This window comes from Marinobacter sp. SBS5 (genome assembly GCF_048285575.1).
GTDB lineage: Bacteria > Pseudomonadota > Gammaproteobacteria > Pseudomonadales > Oleiphilaceae > Marinobacter.
Genome location: NZ_JBLWAZ010000001.1, coordinates 1,151,785 through 1,168,669 on the forward strand (window position 1 = coordinate 1,151,785; position 16,885 = coordinate 1,168,669).

Consider the following 16,885-nt stretch of genomic DNA (forward strand, 5'->3'; position numbering starts at 1 on the left):
ATTGGTGATTCAGGAGAGTTTCAGTCGAGATACAGTTCGCGTCCGGGGCCCCATCGGCTGGCTACCGGGCCTTCCGCAAGCGCTTTTACGCGCACAAAATACCGTCTTCCGGGAATCAGCCGCAAGGAGGCTGTGGTGTCGGGCACATCAGCTTCTTTAATGATGTTCTGGAAACTTGGTTCTTCAGATAGCTGCAGTCGATAGTTTTTGGCGGTACCTGCCCGCTCCCAGAAAACCCGAACCTGACTGTCTAGGTAATTGATGTTAATGATCCGCACAGGCGGTAGAGTGCCGTTGACGGTAAGTTCGCGAGCTTCAGAGGCCGCGAAAGACGTGCCTCCGGCTTCCGTGGTTACTCGCCAGAAATAGGTGCCGGGGCTCAGGGCCCGGGAGGGCAATGCACGGTTTTCCGGGGCCCATTCACTGGTGCTGATCAGGTCTTTAAAGCTTTCGTCTCTAGCGATTTCCACTCTCGCTAATTCGTTTGTGCCATTCAGCTGCCAACGAAATTCCGGCATGTCATCGTCGACGCTGCTCCCTTGTTCTGGAGCGATTAGCACGGGCGTTTGAGCAAGCAATTCAATCTCGATTGGGATAACCGCGGGCAGCCCTGCGATGCCGCGCTGGTCCAGAGCCGCAACATGGACCTCGTATTTCCCATTGTCGAGTTGGTTAATAGGGAACTGACTACCGGTAACGTTTCGGCTTTGAACCCAGCCACCGGAGGTGGTTTCGAAAATATCGATTCTGTGGGCTTGCGCTGCGTTTGGCTGCCAGGACAATTCGGTCGGGAGCTGACTAACCACAGGCTCAAAGTAATGAAGTGAGGGGGCTGGGGGCAGCTGCCTGATGTTAAGTCTACCCGCACCGGTCGTCGTTACGCTGGCCCCGTATCCGGCGGGGATTCGCTGAGCCTTGCCGGGACGGCCGAAATCCACTGCACCGGTTTTCACCTGAATGCTGCTGCCGCCCACGCCGGACTGCATGGAGAAGGTGGTGCCCCGCACTGCGGCTACAGCTGAAGGCGTGGATATCTCAAAGCGGGACCCGTTTCCCTGAAGGGGCTTCACGCGGGAGTGCACTTCGCCTTTTTGTAACCGGAGGCGAGTGTCGACCATGCCGGTTTTGCCGTACTGAGTCAGACGGTTGAACATCAGTCGTGTGTTTGGGGAAACGCGTATTTCTGAGCCGTCGGCCAGTGTTAGGGTGGCGGAGCCTGCGCCTGAAAGAAGTTCATCTCCCACTCGCACCAAAGACTGCTCGGTCAGGGCGGTCTTGCGTCCGTTAGAGCCAGAAATATGCTGAACGTTGCCACTGACGGTCGATACTTTGGCTGGCTCGGGTTGGCGTTTTAACCAATCGACCGGTATGCGCAGGGTATCGCCGGCTTTGAGTGTGGCGTTGCTGGGCAGGCCATTGTGCGCCAATAGGCGATGACCATCGGCTGCATTTTGCAGCAAGGAACTTGAAAGGCTGGCCAGAGAGTCGTTATTCGAAAGTGTATAGACCCATTCCGGAGCGGTTTCAGAGGGCTGAGAAAGCGCCGGCGCAGAGCCTTGCGTCACAGACAATTCTGCGAACGTAAGGCCCGGTATGAGAGCGATGATTAGCGCGAATACTGGCGCTAAAATCTTATGAAAAGCGGCGTAAATCGGCTCAGGCATGGGGCGTTTGGTCGCTCACGGGTGTATTTGCCTCGGTCGGCTGGACTGCTTCCAACCGATACCCACGCTGATAGATGGTTTTGATCCGAAACCCGTTTTCCGGGTTGAGTCCCAATCTGCGGCGAAGTCGGCTCACGTGAGTGTCGACCGTCCGAGTGTTGATGTCTCTCGCCACTCCCCATACTCGTTCGAGCAGGACGTCCCGAGTGAGCAGGCGGCCCTGATTTTGAAACAGGAACAGCGTCAGGTCGAAGTCCTTGTCGGTCAGCGTTAGAGGTTCGCCGTGCAAGTGTATGCTGCGTTGGTTCAGGTTGACTTCGAAGGGGCCAAAATTCAGCAGTTCTTTGTCGCTTTCCGGGCTGCTCCGGCGTGCTAATGCATTCAGTCGGGCGATCAGTTCTGCGGCACGCGCCGGTTTTGCCAAGAAGTCATCCGCACCAGCATCCAGCGCGCACACAATATCGCTCTCGCTATCGTGCTGGGTCAGGAAAATCGCCGGAATGACCCAGTCGAGATGGGTGCGCACGTTTTTCAATACATCGATACCTGTCATGTCCGGTATCTGCCAATCCAGAATGATCAGGTCGTAACTGCGATGCAGTACGGCACTAAGAAACGATTGGCCAGTGGCAAAGCTGTCACATTCGTGTCCTTTATCGGACAGGATCGCTTGAATGTTTTGCGCTTGTTCAAATTCATCTTCAAGCAGAGCAATGCGCATTGAGCTAGGCCTCTATGGTGATGCTTGGTGCGGAGAACGGTGTGCGGAGTGACAAATACGATGCACTCTGCAGCCGTGCCGATTATCCCAGAAAATGAACGGTGTTTCAGTGACGATATGTACTATTCCGTAACCCTAATGCGGGCTTTCCGTTGTCGTCATTCACTGTTTGTCGGCACGTAGGGAAATTACTGCAGCCCCAGAACCAGCCTTTTTTGCTTTGGCGACGAACCAGTGGTGAAAAACAGTGTGGGCAGGGTACCGGTTTTTGGCCGGTTCCATCCTGGGGTTGGCTGTCTTCCAGGGGGCGTGTGCCGGTGCATTTCGGATAGCGGGTGCAGGCGTAGAATGCGCCAAACTTACCCTCTCTCTGCACCATGGGGGTTCGGCACTTGGGGCAATGGATGCTGGTTTCGTTGGCGCACGCAGTTTGGGGTGCTTCCAGCCGATTGATGAAGCCCCGTATTTCGTCTTTCAGGGTTTCAAGAAAGGCTTTGGGGTCGTCTTCGCCCCGGCGAATACCCTCCAGCGTCGCCTCCCATACTGCCGTTCGGTCGGGTGTGCGTGCCGAATCGGGTAGTGCGGCGATCAGCGCCTTGCCTTTGTCTGTGGCACGAATAAAGCGTTTTTCCCGCACTAGGTAATCGCGTTTGAACAACGTATCAATGATCGCGGCGCGAGTGGCTTCTGTGCCGAGGCCGTCGGTTTCTCGAAGGGTTTTGCGCAGCTCTGCATCCGCCACAAAGCGGGCGATGTTGGTCATTGCTGAAAGCAGCGTCGCGTCCGTAAAGTGCTGCGGCGGCTGAGTCTTGCGTTCCTTCACTTCTGCCTGATTGCAGATGGTCGGTTCGTTCTGCTCTAGCCGTGGCAGCGGGGGCTTCTGGGGGTCGCTGTTTTTGTCTTTTAGCTTCAGTTCCAGTGCTTTCCAGCCAGGGCTGAGGAGCGCGGTTTCCGTAGCCCGGAACTTGTGCTCTTGAACTTGAACGGTGAGCCTGCCTTCCCGGTGCACCGCGTCCTGACAGAACTGCATTAAGTAGTAGCGGCTGACCAGACCATAGATTTTCTGTTCTGCAGCCGTGAGTTTGCCGTTGGCCGAGGGCCGAACTGTGGGAATGATCGCGTGGTGAGCATCGACCTTTTTATCGTTCCAGGCGGCAGATCTGCGGTTGCTGTCGAGTTGTTCCGTATGGGGGGCCAGATCGGGCGCTGCTCGGCTGATGGCACGGATCACTTGCTCGCGCTGACTGAAATGCTCTTCCGGTAAGTAACGGGAATCGGAACGCGGGTAAGTGATGAGCTGGTGGCGCTCATAGAGATTTTGGGCGGTATCCAACACCTCTTTGGCACCCATGCGGAACAGTCGGCCGGCTTCAATTTGCAGAGCCGAGAGCGACAGCGGCAGGGGTGGCGACTCGGGGCGGTCCCGAAAGCGGGATTCAACAATTCGACCGGGCCGACCGTTTACTGCGCTGACGATCTCATTCGCGATGTCGCGGTTGAGTAAGCGGCCTTCTTCATCCAAGTGATCTTGGAATTGGTCATCCGAGAGCCAGCGGGCCGTAAAGGGGCGCGGGTCTGACTCCTCCTCGGAAGCCTGAAACACCCCTTCAATGCGGAACCAGGGTTTTGGCTCGAAGTGTTCGATGGCATTGTCCCGTTCGACCACCAAACCTAGAACCGGTGTTTGCACACGGCCAACGGAATAGACACCTTGCTCACCTTGTTGTTGGTACGTGAGCGTATAAAACCGAGTGAGGTTGATACCGTAAAGCCAGTCGGCTCTCTGCCGGGCAAGGGCTGAATGGGACAGCCGACGGAACTCCCGGTTTTCTTTCGGGTTGGCGATGGCACGAGCAACGGCGTTCGGAGTGAGGTCGTTAATCAGAATTCGCTTCACCGGTGCTTGCGAGCCGACAAACCGAATGACCTCATCCACCAGCAACTGACCTTCGCGGTCCGGGTCGCCGGCGTGGGTGATCAGTTTGGCTTTTCGAATGAGCGATTCTAGAACCTTGAACTGTTGTTTAACGCTGTCTTTCGGGATCAACTGCCATTGATCCGGAAACATCGGCAAATCTTCCAGGCGCCAACGCTTCCATGCCGGGTTGTAGCTGGCGGGTTCCGCAGGTTCTAGTAAGTGACCAATGCACCAACTGACCGTCACGGCATTATGGCCATCACCGCAGCGAATCCAGCCCTGGCCTTTTTGGTAGGGGCCGGGCAAGGTGGCGGCAATGGCACGTGCCAAACTGGGTTTTTCAGCTATATACAGGTGCATGGTGTTTCAATTCTATAAAGGGCACCGGAATGTGGCGCTTTCGCTCCGTGGTGTCAAGGCTCTGAGCTACCACGCTTTGTGTAGTAGACTGGGGCTATATAGATTGGAGGGTAAGTGACTATGCAAGTTCAGAATACCATTGAAGCCAAGCTTGCTAACGCATTTGACGCGCGGCACCTGATGGTGGAAAACGAGAGCCATATGCATTCGGTGCCGCCGAATTCCGAAACGCATTTTAAGGTAACCCTGGTTTCCGGCGCGTTTAACGGGGTTATGAAAGTGAAGCGTCACCAGTTGATTTATAAAGTGCTGGCCGAAGAGCTTGCCGGGCCGGTACATGCCTTGGCGTTGCACTTGTATACGCCAGAGGAATGGGCGAAAACCGGGCAGGCAACCCCCGATTCGCCAAATTGCATGGGCGGTTCCAAGGGCGACGCCTCAATGGCCGCTAAGTTGAAACAGGGAGTTAATTCATGAGCCAGTTTTTTCAAATTCATCCTGAAAACCCACAAAAACGTTTGATCAAGCAGGCAGTGGATATTATCCGTAGCGGTGGGGTGATTGCGTATCCGACCGACTCCGGCTATGCGCTAGGGTGCCACTTGGGTGACAAACAAGCCGCCGACAGAATCAAGCGGATTCGCCGGCTGGACGATAAGCACAACTTCACCTTGGTGTGTCGTGACCTCTCTGACATCGGCGTGTACGCCAAAGTCGATAACACCCAATATCGACTGTTGAAAACCTTCACCCCTGGTGCTTATACCTTCATTTTGGATGCCACCAGTGAAGTGCCTCGCCGCTTGTTGCACCCAAAACGTCGCACAATCGGTGTTCGGGTACCGGACAACGCCATTGTCAGAGAACTGTTGGGCGAACTAGGTGAGCCTATCATGAGCAGCACCCTGATGTTGCCGGATGAAACCGAACCCATGACCGACCCCGAGGACATCCGTGACGCCTTGGAAAAAGAACTGGACTTGATCATCGACGGCGGGTTCTGCGGCATGGAAGCGACAACAGTCGTTAACTTTACTGGAGATGCACCGGAGGTTACTCGGGTCGGTAAAGGTGATCCGGCGCCTTTCCAGGCTTAAATGCATTCAGGTGAGTGAGGTAACCGGGCCTGATCAGGCCCGGGCGTTCAAGTTGAATGCGTAGCGTTGCGAGTCGCTCACGGCCATTGGCTGATTTGCATTGGTATTGCGGCGTAGGCTGTCATAGCGGTGAAGCACATCCTGCAAGCCATTGAATTGCTGGTTTTCACTTACTAATGCGCTTAACAAGGAATTTCGGACGCCATAGGCCTGGTTCAGTTTTAAGGCGTTATCCATAAAGTGCAGCGTCGGCTCGCTGACACTCAGGCGACTAAATGCATCTGCAAAGTCGCGATTGTTGTTCAAGTCTTGTTCTATTTTTCCCCGAATCTCATCAGGTACTTTGCCTTCAACAACGGTCTTTCCGTCCTCGCCTTTGCTGACATTCACTGCCGTAGCAGGGTGCAAATTGTACTCGGCAAGTTTGTGCCGCAGCGTGTCTCTAATATAGGAAAGGTCCTGCGCCACCGTTTGCTTATATTGATGCAACGGAATTTTTTGAACCTTCACGTCGGCAGGATCTTGTGCCGCTTGGTCCGATGGGGTGAAGCGGTCTCCGCCCGGGCTTCCAGCAGCTTCCAGCTTTTTGGGGGCATTGGTCACCCTGTCGTCGGTCTTGTCAGAGGGCGCCTGACGGGTGTCCATGGTTTGCTGAAAACGAGTACTGGCTTGAATGAGAGATGTCAGCAAAGACATGACGGGTTTCCTCCTGAGCGGCAATAATCTGCCGGAATTCTGTTGCTATGCAGTCCTAGTAAAGGGTTGAGCAGTTATCGTGCCAATCTAGGTTGCCGCAGGAGGAAATAAGCCGGGATTAATCAACCCCGGTGATCAGACACAAACGGGTTGGTGGCCTTCTCATGGCCGAACGTTGACATTGGGCCGTGGCCTGAGATGAACGTAACACTGTCGCCCAGCGGGAAAAGTTTTTCGCGGATAGAGCGGATCAGTGTGCCGTGGTCGCCTTTTGGAAAATCGGTGCGGCCGATGGACCCGTTAAACAGTACGTCACCTACTAGGGCTAGGTCAGAGTCCCGGTGGTAAAACACCACATGACCCGGTGTGTGGCCGGGGCAGTGGAGCACTTCCAATGTCTGGTTGCCTACGGTTGCAGTGTCGCCATCTTCTAGCCAGCGGTCGGGGGTGAACACTTCCGGCGTTGCAAAGCCAAACATTTGGGCTTGCATGGGCAGTCCCTGAATCCAGAAATTATCCTCTTTATGCGGCCCTACAATGGGAATATCTAATGCTCTGGCCAGTTCGGCTGTGCCGCCGGCATGATCGATGTGAGCGTGGGTCAGTAGAATCTTTTCAACGGTGACGCCTTCGGCTTCAATAGCTGCCTGGATACGGTCAAGATCCCCTCCGGGATCAACCACGGCGGCTTTCATAGTGTCTTCACACCAGATCAGCGTGCAGTTTTGTTCGAAAGGCGTTACCGGCACAATTCGGTACTTAAGGGACATAATCGGCCTCAACTTGTATTTTGGCGTTATGGTAATGGTATTTGGCCGCAGGCTCGAGTTTTCAAGTTGGAGGGTTGTTGAAGGGCTAAGAAGTACTACGAAAAACACGGAACGGTTTACAAAAGACGTCTCGCTGGCGGAAGATCTGGGGTTTGTTGGTTTGGCTCGGGCATTTCGCAGCACGGGCAAATTTATGGAACAGGAGATGATTCTGGATGACTGATTCTCAGGCAAGTCCTAGCGCGTTCAACTTTGGCGTACGCCGCTTGGTGCTGGTGGATTCGGCCGGCTTCTGTTACGTCGAGGTTCCCGTGACTCATCACGGCCTGATTTTGGGGCCGGGGAACTTGGGTAAGTCCAGTCTATTGAATTCTTTACGCTTGTTCCTGTTACCTGAAAACAACTTCAAGAACAGTCGGAAGAAGTTTGCGTTCCGGAACGCCAGCGCCGGTAGCTTTTACAGCAACGAAGAAAGCTATCAGCATTATTTCCCGGGCAAGTTCAGTTTCCTGATTATGGAAGCTGAGAACCCCGCAGGCACCCATTGCCAGATTTTGTATCGGGATAACAGCAGCCAGCTGAGCTATGGCCGGGCCATTGTGCCGGTGCCTTACGAGCAACTACGGCCACTATTCTGGAATGGCGATGACCCGGACGGCATTGGCCAAGCGGTCCCGGAATTGTCTTTCAGTCGGCTATCCGAATCTCTGAAAAAGCTGTCCAAAGACACTCGGTTCGTGAATGATCCAGCCCGCCTGAAGTCGATGCTCTATAGCAGCGAGCTGATGAATGCAGACGCTGTGCGTTACTCCGTTTTGCCTTTGGGCGAATCGGATGAACGCAAGGTGCAATCGCTGCGCACACTGATTCTGCTGCTGTTTGAAATGAAGGCGGATGATCGCGCCATGGCCAACGCGGTGGCCAGTATTGTTGAGGCCGACAAGAAGTTTTCGGACGATGCCTTTGATTTCAATATCGATGAATTCCTAAATCATCACGAGCACCTTAAACAGCAACAAAATCAGCTCAATCGGATTGAAAAAGAACGACCTCGATTTGAAAAGCTGAACGGTGATTATCAAAAATATCAGACCCTGTTGCGGAGCCAGCATGACTTTGCGGCTTTTCGAGAGGGCCTCACCGCTGGATTGGAGCAAGTAGGCACGCAGCGGCGAACCGCGGCCGAAGCCTATAGCGAGCAGAACGAAATCCTGAAGCACGTTGTGCAAAACCTGAAAAAGCTGGAGCAGGAAACCAATAGCCTGAAAGGAGAAGTCCGTGCGGCTGAGCGAAACCTGAATCGTGCCGAGCAGGACAAACAAAATGGTGAGTTGCTGGTTGCCCAATACGGCACCATGACGCTGCAGGAAATCGAAGAAGTCCTGAAAGAAGACCGGGAAAACAAACAGGGCCATCTAAACGCGCTGAAGAGTGCGGCCCAAGCAGAAATTCGCCTCGCTCAGATGGATGCCCAGAAACGTAATCTGGAAAGCAAACTGGCAGCGTTGGCTGAGCGGGAAAGCAAACAGCAGTGGCAATTACAAAACCAGCTGGATGAGTCTGTCGCTGCACCCCTGCGTGCCGTGGACCCGAAGTTGATGATGGCAAGCCCTGGGCAAACGCTGGATGCGGCAAGTAAATCCACCATCGAAGCCTTTGCCAACTTGTTTGCACCCAGCGGCAAAGGGTACGACTGGTTTGATATCGAATACCCGGGGCAGCCGGCCCGGCAGGAAGACTATGCGGAACAACGTCGGCGTTTGGACGGTGAGCTGAACGGCTTAGAGAAAGAACGTTCGGAATTGGCCGGCACCACGGGCAACGAACAAGATCGGCCTCGGCTGATTGAACGTACGGAAAAAGAAATTCGGGCCATCGATAAAGATCTGGAAACCTTGGCTCGTTACCCTGCCGCAGAAACCACCCTTCGGGATGCGACCGAAGAGCGCAAAGCCGCGGAAGAAACGCTGGCTAAGCTGGACGAACAAGCCCGCTTAGAGCAGGAGAAAATGGACGCGGTGCAGCAAAAAACCGCGAAAGCTCGTGCTGAGAAGGAGCGCATTGAGGAGCGGGAGCGGGAACTGGCGCAACTGAGCCGTAGCGTGGGCACGGCAGAGCATCGATTCCAGCACCTGAAAGCGGTGCAGGCTGAACAGCCGCTAGCGGTGGAAAAGGTGTCCGTGGCTGCCTTTGATGACCTGCAAAACCAGCTGGATGAGCTGGACGCCCTGCGCCGGAACATTCTCGATCATTTGCGCCAGTTCGTGTACTTGGGCGTGTATGAAGACACCGCCGGTGAATTGCAAAAAGACAGCCCGTCCTCGGCGGTCATCCGCGACACCTTTAAAGGTTTGTCAGACCTGTTTGCCGCGCTAACTGAGCGTTGGCGCGTGCTGAACGAACAGATCTCTGTTCACAATGAAACCGTCGCCAGCTATGTTCAGGCGCTGACCTCCAACCACGAATTCATCAGCCGATTTGAAGCCCAGCTCAACCGGGAGCTGGAAGGGGTTCAGATTAACGATTTGGTGGAAATTCGGGTGGATATCCACACCGATCCGAAATTCCGCAATCTGGTGGAAGAAGCCAACAACATCGACCCATACGGCAGTCAACTTCAGTCCGAGGCTTTTTATGATCGGCTGCGGGTGTTCGTGGCGGACTTCTTCGGTGAGCAGGGCAGCAAGCGCCTAACGATGGATAAGGTGATCACCGGCATTTCCTATCGAACTCGAAAGGAAAACGCTACCAGCCTGGATAAAAAGGGTCAGTCGACTTCCACGACTGCGCTCATCAATCTGGAGCTGGTGTACCGGTTGCTCAAGCGCGTGTTATACCCGGGCGTGAAATTGTCGTTCCCGATGGTGCTGGATGAATTGGCCAGTGTGGATGTCAGCCAGATGCCGGGCCTGCTTGATCGGCTCAGCCAGCAGGGCTTTAACTTGTTCTCTGCGGCCACCCACAGTGCCAGTGCCGAAGTGATTTATCTGATTGGTCGCCATCTAGAAGTAGGGCAGATGCGTACCTCTCGCCCCTATAGCCCGCAACGAACGTTGGTGTTCTGGGGCGGTGCTGAAGGCTTCACCGGTGGTGAGCCAGTCAGCCATTGGGCGGATCATACCCAGAACAGCTTGTTGGAGCTGGCGGATGAGTAAGCGTTTCAGCACGCTGGATACCACCCGGCTGTTGTTTGACCACCCGAAAATTCTGTTTCGGTTGATTGAACGAATGGACCGGCACGAAGCCCGTTACGTCCGTGAAAGTGACTTGGTGGCCGAGGTGATTGAATACACCCGCAGCCTGTCCGGTGCCGATCGGGATCGGGTACGGTTGGCGATGAACACCGACAACCTGTTCCGCTCGGGCTTGGTGATCGACATTATTAAAGCCGAAGGCGAACGCCGATTGGTGTTTCAGGATGCGCTGATCAATCTGATGCGCGCCTGCAATGCCTCGCTGTATCAGGAGTTGACCGACGCACGCCTACGAGGCCATTTGGTGACCTTGCGGGACGTTCGAAACCGGCTGGAAACCAGCAGTTTTAGTGAAGCCGACCCGGATTTCACCGAACTAAGGGACGACCTGAACGAACGAGTCAGTCAGCTGATCGGCCTGTTACGCCAGAATGTTCTGCGCATGCAGACGATCAGCGCTCAATTTGCGGAGTTGTCCGGTGATGCCAGCCGGGCCCCGGAGAAGTTTCTGGAGTTTCGGCAGAACCTGCTGGAGCAGATCGTTACCCTGTATGAGCGTCACATCAAACCCACGTTGGTGTTCCTGAACCCAGACACCCGCCTGCCAGATGGCAGCAACTTGTTTGAAACCCTGGAAGCCATGGTTCGCTTGTTGGAAACCCACGGCGATCACAGTCTGGCGGATCAGCTGTTTCGATCTTCCCTCAGTCTCAATGCGCTCTATAAACCGATTCAAGCCGTGGCGCATGAGGTGGAGCATTTCCTGCGCAAAACCCGCCGGGGCATGGTGCAGTACAACGCTATGGAGCATTTCTACGGCAAACTGCGGGAACTCAAGGGTGAAACCGAAACCTTGAGCCTGCGCCGGAAGTGGCTGGAAGGCGGCGACTTTGCCCGAAGCACCGGCTTTCTGGTGGGGCTAAGGGCACAGCAACGCCCGAAACATTATGCCTTTGGCGATTCGCCCAGCTATTACCAGTTGCTATTCAGTGAGCTGGATTTACGCCTGGCGGATTTGCGCCGCAAGGCAGAAGTGCCGGAGCTGCAACAAGTGGAGGGCAGTGGCCGCGCGGCTCGAGTGGATGTGCAGCGCATCAACCAGCTCTATCAATGGCTGGAAACGCTGGAGCTTCGGCCAACCAACGATTTGGTGCGAGAGCTTCATGGCCGGTTGGAAGGGTTTATTCCGGGGTACCGGTTCCCGGACTTGCTGGCGGCCCTTAATCGTATGGTGAACACTCCGCCGGACGGCTTTCAGGTGGTAACCACCAACCGTTTCCGCGCACTGGAAACACCGCAAGAAACAACGGAAACGGCAGAGCCTCCTTCTGAACAGTTTGTGTACCGGAAGCGCCGATTGGAATTACAAGCAGAGAAAAACCATGACTGACCTGAACAGCCCACAACTGGATCAATCCACCAGCAGCTTCGATGAGGTCCTGCCGGCGCACAGTGCCGCTTTGTACCGGGAGTTTCAGGCGGGCCGCGTCATTGTTCGGGAACTGTGGGATAACAACCGCTCCGAACTGGTGGCGAACCCTTTGTACAACCTGCTGTACAACCACCTGTCCCATTTCCGGACCTTCTACGAACACTTGGGTTGTGAACTGGTGTTTAACGATGAAGGCTCCTTCTTTTTCCTGAAAGAAAGCAGCGACGATGAAACCGAAGAGCACGATGAAAACGCCTTCCGGGTGCAGGTGGTTCTTCTTTTGATCGGTCGTTACTTTGCTCGAAGTGGCCGTGATCTCGAGTATCTGGCGCGCCCTGATGCGGGGCTCGGGGAGCAGGATCTGGAGGCGATGGGCGCGGATGAGGAATATCTGGAAATCCTGCGAGCGGCTCGATTCGAGAAAGGCTTGCCGGAAGCTTTGGACTATTTGGGTAAACGCAATTTGATGTTCCGCAGTGGAGCGAACCGATACTTTTTGAGCTCGGCCGGGATGCACTTCCTGGAAGAGCTGGTCAGGGAATATGAGCAGGCATAGGCTTCTTTGGCCTGCGGCACTGGCGTTGCTGGTTGCCGCCCTGATTGCTGCCTTTGCCAAGCCCATGATGGTTGAGGAGCGGCTGATCACTATTTCTGCCCATGATCAGTTTAGACAGCATCCAGAACTACTAAAGCAGCCGTTGCCCATTCAGGCGCTGCTGCTGGATTACCAAACCGATTCTCTGCTGTGGCTAAAGACACTATCAGCCCTGCATGTGTACCCTGAACACACGCCCTTGCTGCTTGAGCTTTTTGGTGAAGAGCCCGAATTCAGGCGGGCATTGAGGGCGCAGGGAGAAAGCCTCATCCCACCGATTATTCACTTCTACCGAAACTCCGTAACCAGCATTGAAGTATTAAACCGCATTACCGGTGGCGAGGCAGCCTTGAGTCCCGAGCAGCGCGCTTGGTACGCCGTGAACTTCGCCAATCAAGAAGGTGATGATTTCACCGGACAGTTTCGCGTGGCACCGGACGGCGCCATTGAGTGGATCTGGACCGAACGAATCACTGAAGGGATTGCCCAGTTCTTCATGAGTGGCATACGCACGCTGGAAACCCGATACCGAACCGATCAGGAGATTCGCGCCAGCGATTTGGGCTGGGCGGCGGTAGACGCGGTGATCATTGGCAGTGCAGTGAAATTTCTCAAAGCGGGCAGGTTGGCGGCGAACACAGCGCGGTCTGCTTCTGTAACCACCAGAACGGCCAGTTATTCGGCACGATTGGCTCGTGCTGGCCAAGTAGCATCGGCAATGGTCAGCAACGCAAAATGGCCTGCCTTGATCGCACTGGCGTATGTGACGGTGAAGCACCCCGCCATTCTCAACGACCTGTTCGCCGGAGCGGCATCGGTTTTGGGTGTGCCTGCGTGGATGGTGCAGTTGCCCGGCTGGTTTATCGTTCTTCTTCCCCTGCTCATAGCGCTCAGTTGGCTGTCCGGAGTCGTGCGTTGGGCGATTCCTGCTCGTCAAACCTAGGAAAAACGCACAGTTTCATTGCAGGGAGGCGGTGCTTAACCCAGTCGAAAGCGTCTCGTTGATTAGTTTCGTTGGGGTGGCTTTGAAGAGAGGTTCAAATAGGGATGGTACCCCCGACAGGACTCGAACCTGTTACCTTCCCCTTAGGAGGGGGACGCTCTATCCAGATGAGCTACGGAGGCATTTCAGAAGAGGCGGTATAATAACGGGCATGAGCCCGTGGCTCAAGGGGCCACAGACTCACGCTGACGCAGCTTACTCAGAATCTCATCCTGATTGGTTTCACCTTGGCCTGTCAGCACTTTAAATGCTCGATGTCGTTTGATCAGCGTATCTTCAAAGGTCTGCTTCAGTTCGGCCAGTGTGACGTCTTTAATCGCCTCGGCTAACGCTTCACGGCTGTTGAAGTCGTAGTTCTCCCGGTCGATTTCCCGCCAGTAACGGGCTGAGACATCTCCGAGCTGCCGGTCCTTACTCATCAATTTGCTAATAACGGCCTGCTTTTCACGGTCTAGCTGGCTGGGCGTTAGCTTGGCCAGTTCTGCGCCGAAGCGGTTAGCAAACTCGGTTACAGCATCGTCTATCGTTGTGGCGCTGGCTTCGGGGGACTGGACAACCAGCCCTAGAGCGGGGGTTTCCAGGATTTCGAAGCCAGTGGCGTAGACAATGTAGCCGAGTTGTTTGGTGGTTCGCAGTTCTTCATAGAACGGGCTGCTCACGATCTGAGCAAGTAATTGGTAGCGAGCACGCTCCTCATAAGATCTATTCTTGCCTTGCAAGTACAAGGTGTACCCAGTGTCTGGGTGTTCGACGTTAAGGGTTGCCTCGGTTTCTCCGTCAGGTAATTGTTTTACCCGAGAGCGCTCTACGGCCACTTGCTCGCTTTCGCTGAGCACAACGGCGCTTACCTGTTTGGCGAGGTTTAGGGCCGTCGCTTCGGTCAGGTTGCCGTGGGCTAGCATCACTGGGTCCATGGCCTTTGTGAAGTCTGAGCCGAAGCGGATCAGATCGTCGAGGGTTACGTCTTTTGCCGCCGCAAGTTTTTCCTTCTCGGGGAAGGTGCCGTTCAACAGTGCGGTCTGTATAAATTCAGACGTTTGCTGAACCGGGCGGTTTTTCGATTTGTTCTCCAGGCCATCGATCAGTCGCTGACGGGCAATCCGGAAGCGCTGTTCGGTGATCATGGGGTCGGCGAATTCCAGCAAAATACGGTTGAGCAACTCGTGGAGTTTGTCGTTGTATCCGCCCACGCGAATGGTTACGCCGCGGAGGTGAGGGTACACGCTGTAATTGAGGCCGGCGAGCTGCGCCGAATAGGCCCAAGAGTTGAGGTTCGTTTTGATCGCGTCCACCAGCAATTGAGTCAGCACGGTATTGCGTGCGGAAGCGCGGGCAATGGGGCTGCGCAGGCTGATGAAGACGTTGGCTTTCGGGGTGTTGAATTGGGTGTCGCGGGCGTACCACACACGCATCCCGTCAGAGCCACTCAGCATTACGGGGTGAGGCATGCTGTCCCCCGTAACCAAATCCAGGTTCTCCGGTACAAGCGGGTTGGCGGGAGGCAAGGCCAGCTGTTCGGCCAAGGCTTGATTGACCGCGGTCGCTACCGTTAGCGGTTCTTGCTGCCAAGGCGTTTCATACCACTTGGTCAGCTCCGGGTTCTTCAAGTTTTGCTCTGGCGCAGACACCATAAGCACCAGATTGTCGGGGGTAAGCCGTTCCAGGATCGCTTGATACTGCTTAGGAGCGTAGCGTTCCATTACGTAGGGCGCGCTCAGAATGTCTTTGGCTGGGTAGTCTCTCAGCAGACTGGATAAACGCATGGCTTCGCGCACCGGTTCGCCGCGTTCATGAAAGCGGAAATCGATGAGCGCCAGTTGTTTCATCTCTTCAAAACGCTCTTGGCTGATGCCGTCGGCTTTAATTAAGTCGATGTAGCGGAAAACCAGAGCAAGAATGTCATCCTGGTGTTTTAGTCCTTCCCGGGTCAACGACATGCTGATGTTAAGCGTTGCGTGAGTGCCCGTATCCATGCCTAGCCCGGCCGACATGGTTTCCACCAAACCGGCGCGTTTGAGTACATCGAACAGGCTACCCGGGCCTTCGTGGCCTAGCAGGTTCGCCACGTATGAGGCCGGTTTTGTGGTGTAGTTTGCCTGTTGTGAGGCGATCGGGAACGAAAGCGAAAGGCTCCGGCTGTCTTTCAGCGTTTCAGCGGTAATACGTGTGGGCAGCTGCTCGGGGCTGTACAAGGGTTCAGAGTGTTTGATGACGTCTAGGTCTCGGTTCGCTATGGCATTGAAGCGATGCTTAACGATGCGCTCAAGCTCGTCCAGAGACTGCGGGCCATACACTGCTAAGGTCATGACGTTGGCTGAATAGTTTTGTTTCCAGAATTCGATGAGATCCGGCCGTAGGGGATTCTCTTCGGTATTTTCAAGCGTGGTCAGGTTGCCAACAGAAAACTTGCTGAAGGCATGATTCGGGTTGCCGGCCGCTTTTCTGACTGAGAGTAAGCGCCGTCCATCTTCTTTAAGCTTGGCGCTGAATTCGGAATGAACGGCGTTACGTTCACGATCCACCAGCTCTGGTGTAAAGAGCGGGTGTGAGAATTGCTCGGCAAAACGATCCAGTGCGGCTTCCAGGAACTCGCTCTCAACATCGAAGAAATAATTGGTGTTCTCGAAAGCGGTGAATGCGTTGTGGCTGCCACCGTGGCTGCGGATAAATTGCTGATACTCGCCAGCCTCTGGGTATTTCTCAGTGCCGAGGAACAGCATGTGCTCGAGAAAATGAGCCAGTCCTTCCCGGTCGGCCGGGTCATTGCCGCTTCCCACGGCTACGTTGAGAGAGGCGGCGGCTTTATCCGCCTCTTTATCCGACACCAAAATGACGCGCAGACCGTTATTAAGTTCCAGGTATCGATAGCTGTTCGGGTCGTTGGGGCTTTTACGTGGCTCGGTTTCTGCTTGGGTATGCGCGCTAGGCAGCAGGCTGGCCAGTAGAAGCAGCAAAGGTGGTAATCGATACAAACGTCGGAACAGGGGGCGTTTAACGGTCATGGGGCCTCATCTAATCGGGATTCGTTTGTAAGGGGCTTAGTGCACTTGGCCGGAGCTGTTGTTGTCCGGCTGCTGGGACAGAGTCTTTTTGGCCAGATTGGCTGCTTGGTCTGCATCCAGCTCGCCAGAAGCGATGCGCTCGAGCACGGTGGCCATAATGGCAACGGACTGGCGGTAGTCCGCAAATTCTTTCTGAAATGCTTTATCGATGGCCTTGTAAACTGCCTCGATTTTTTCTTCTCTCGAGCCTTTGTCGGCTGCGGTATCGTTGATCGCTTTCAAGCAGGCACGGGCAATGGCGATATAGCGTTCGGTGTTTGGATTGTCTTTCGGCATGGTTGGTTTGATAAACCTTGGTGAGAGTGAGTGACTGTTAGAGACGCCGAAAGGCGTCGGAAGTTCCCGATTATGGCATTGCCGGGCGATGCTTGCA

General features: G+C 54.9%; 13 protein-coding genes and 1 tRNA gene. 6 read left to right on the top strand and 8 right to left on the bottom strand.

Features of this window, described 5'->3' with window-relative positions; translation table 11 throughout:
• Nucleotides 1-20 precede the first annotated feature (20 nt).
• The 3 genes from ACNQ6O_RS05405 to ACNQ6O_RS05415 form a co-directional block, all read right to left on the bottom strand.
• Nucleotides 21-1,664: a FecR family protein gene (locus tag ACNQ6O_RS05405; protein ID WP_418052201.1), complete on the bottom strand. Its 1,644-nt coding sequence runs from the start codon at nucleotides 1,662-1,664 to the stop codon at nucleotides 21-23.
• Complete coding sequence (locus ACNQ6O_RS05410) at nucleotides 1,657-2,385, bottom strand: response regulator transcription factor (RefSeq protein WP_418052202.1); 729 nt, start codon at nucleotides 2,383-2,385, stop codon at nucleotides 1,657-1,659. The genes ACNQ6O_RS05405 and ACNQ6O_RS05410 overlap by 8 nt, the downstream gene beginning before the upstream one ends.
• A 106-nt stretch (nucleotides 2,386-2,491) precedes the next feature.
• Nucleotides 2,492-4,663 carry a DNA topoisomerase 3 gene (locus tag ACNQ6O_RS05415; RefSeq protein ID WP_418052203.1) on the bottom strand — a complete coding sequence of 724 codons (2,172 nt, stop codon included), beginning with the start codon at nucleotides 4,661-4,663 and terminating at the stop codon, nucleotides 2,492-2,494.
• A 120-nt stretch (nucleotides 4,664-4,783) separates the two neighbouring features.
• Here ACNQ6O_RS05415 and ACNQ6O_RS05420 point away from each other — a divergent pair, with 120 nt between their 5' ends.
• Together ACNQ6O_RS05420 and ACNQ6O_RS05425 are read left to right on the top strand one after the other, a co-directional pair.
• Nucleotides 4,784-5,140, top strand: coding sequence for a BolA family protein (locus ACNQ6O_RS05420; protein WP_418052204.1), 357 nt, complete (start codon nucleotides 4,784-4,786; stop codon nucleotides 5,138-5,140).
• Complete coding sequence (locus ACNQ6O_RS05425) at nucleotides 5,137-5,760, top strand: L-threonylcarbamoyladenylate synthase (RefSeq protein ID WP_418052205.1); 624 nt, start codon at nucleotides 5,137-5,139, stop codon at nucleotides 5,758-5,760. The genes ACNQ6O_RS05420 and ACNQ6O_RS05425 overlap by 4 nt, the downstream gene beginning before the upstream one ends.
• Before the next feature lie 33 nt (nucleotides 5,761-5,793).
• Here ACNQ6O_RS05425 and ACNQ6O_RS05430 read toward each other — a convergent pair whose 3' ends face one another.
• Together ACNQ6O_RS05430 and ACNQ6O_RS05435 are read right to left on the bottom strand one after the other, a co-directional pair.
• Complete coding sequence (locus ACNQ6O_RS05430; protein WP_418052206.1) at nucleotides 5,794-6,456, bottom strand: hypothetical protein; 663 nt, start codon at nucleotides 6,454-6,456, stop codon at nucleotides 5,794-5,796.
• Between the two features lie 122 nt (nucleotides 6,457-6,578).
• Nucleotides 6,579-7,226, bottom strand: coding sequence for an MBL fold metallo-hydrolase (locus ACNQ6O_RS05435; protein ID WP_418052207.1), 648 nt, complete (start codon nucleotides 7,224-7,226; stop codon nucleotides 6,579-6,581).
• Between the two features lie 215 nt (nucleotides 7,227-7,441).
• On the opposite strand from ACNQ6O_RS05435, the gene ACNQ6O_RS05440 reads away from it, so the two are divergent.
• Genes ACNQ6O_RS05440 through ACNQ6O_RS05455 form a run of 4 tightly spaced genes read left to right on the top strand, consistent with a single transcriptional unit; the run spans nucleotide 7,442 to nucleotide 13,390 of the window.
• Entirely contained in the window at nucleotides 7,442-10,381 is a 2,940-nt protein-coding gene (locus ACNQ6O_RS05440; RefSeq protein ID WP_418052208.1) for a hypothetical protein, read from the top strand.
• The gene (locus tag ACNQ6O_RS05445; RefSeq protein WP_418052209.1) at nucleotides 10,374-11,810 is read left to right on the top strand and encodes a hypothetical protein; all 1,437 of its coding nucleotides are present in this window, start codon (nucleotides 10,374-10,376) and stop codon (nucleotides 11,808-11,810) included. Before ACNQ6O_RS05440 ends, ACNQ6O_RS05445 begins: the two co-directional genes overlap by 8 nt.
• Nucleotides 11,803-12,408, top strand: a complete 606-nt coding sequence (locus ACNQ6O_RS05450) for a condensin complex protein MksE (RefSeq protein WP_418052210.1) — start codon at nucleotides 11,803-11,805, stop codon at nucleotides 12,406-12,408. The genes ACNQ6O_RS05445 and ACNQ6O_RS05450 overlap by 8 nt, the downstream gene beginning before the upstream one ends.
• Nucleotides 12,395-13,390: a hypothetical protein gene (locus tag ACNQ6O_RS05455; protein WP_418052211.1), complete on the top strand. Its 996-nt coding sequence runs from the start codon at nucleotides 12,395-12,397 to the stop codon at nucleotides 13,388-13,390. Before ACNQ6O_RS05450 ends, ACNQ6O_RS05455 begins: the two co-directional genes overlap by 14 nt.
• Nucleotides 13,391-13,495: 105 nt before the next feature.
• Here the strand turns inward: ACNQ6O_RS05455 and ACNQ6O_RS05460 are convergent.
• The 3 genes from ACNQ6O_RS05460 to ACNQ6O_RS05470 all read right to left on the bottom strand — a co-directional run bounded on the left by ACNQ6O_RS05460 (nucleotide 13,496) and on the right by ACNQ6O_RS05470 (nucleotide 16,788).
• Nucleotides 13,496-13,572 (bottom strand) — tRNA-Arg (locus ACNQ6O_RS05460).
• A gap of 42 nt (nucleotides 13,573-13,614) precedes the next feature.
• A complete protein-coding gene (locus ACNQ6O_RS05465; protein WP_418052212.1) occupies nucleotides 13,615-16,452 on the bottom strand; it encodes an insulinase family protein in 2,838 nt (945 codons plus the stop codon).
• A 36-nt stretch (nucleotides 16,453-16,488) separates the two neighbouring features.
• Nucleotides 16,489-16,788 carry a hypothetical protein gene (locus tag ACNQ6O_RS05470; RefSeq protein WP_418052213.1) on the bottom strand — a complete coding sequence of 100 codons (300 nt, stop codon included), beginning with the start codon at nucleotides 16,786-16,788 and terminating at the stop codon, nucleotides 16,489-16,491.
• Between the last annotated feature and the right edge of the window lie 97 nt (nucleotides 16,789-16,885).

Coding starts and splice junctions, on each gene's coding strand:
- ACNQ6O_RS05405 (WP_418052201.1), bottom strand. CDS start 1,664: ATGCCTGAGCCGATTTACGCCGCTTTTCATAAGATTTTAGCGCCAGTA.
- ACNQ6O_RS05410 (WP_418052202.1), bottom strand. CDS start 2,385: ATGCGCATTGCTCTGCTTGAAGATGAATTTGAACAAGCGCAAAACATT.
- ACNQ6O_RS05415 (WP_418052203.1), bottom strand. CDS start 4,663: ATGCACCTGTATATAGCTGAAAAACCCAGTTTGGCACGTGCCATTGCC.
- ACNQ6O_RS05420 (WP_418052204.1), top strand. CDS start 4,784: ATGCAAGTTCAGAATACCATTGAAGCCAAGCTTGCTAACGCATTTGAC.
- ACNQ6O_RS05425 (WP_418052205.1), top strand. CDS start 5,137: ATGAGCCAGTTTTTTCAAATTCATCCTGAAAACCCACAAAAACGTTTG.
- ACNQ6O_RS05430 (WP_418052206.1), bottom strand. CDS start 6,456: ATGTCTTTGCTGACATCTCTCATTCAAGCCAGTACTCGTTTTCAGCAA.
- ACNQ6O_RS05435 (WP_418052207.1), bottom strand. CDS start 7,226: ATGTCCCTTAAGTACCGAATTGTGCCGGTAACGCCTTTCGAACAAAAC.
- ACNQ6O_RS05440 (WP_418052208.1), top strand. CDS start 7,442: ATGACTGATTCTCAGGCAAGTCCTAGCGCGTTCAACTTTGGCGTACGC.
- ACNQ6O_RS05445 (WP_418052209.1), top strand. CDS start 10,374: ATGAGTAAGCGTTTCAGCACGCTGGATACCACCCGGCTGTTGTTTGAC.
- ACNQ6O_RS05450 (WP_418052210.1), top strand. CDS start 11,803: ATGACTGACCTGAACAGCCCACAACTGGATCAATCCACCAGCAGCTTC.
- ACNQ6O_RS05455 (WP_418052211.1), top strand. CDS start 12,395: ATGAGCAGGCATAGGCTTCTTTGGCCTGCGGCACTGGCGTTGCTGGTT.
- ACNQ6O_RS05465 (WP_418052212.1), bottom strand. CDS start 16,452: ATGACCGTTAAACGCCCCCTGTTCCGACGTTTGTATCGATTACCACCT.
- ACNQ6O_RS05470 (WP_418052213.1), bottom strand. CDS start 16,788: ATGCCGAAAGACAATCCAAACACCGAACGCTATATCGCCATTGCCCGT.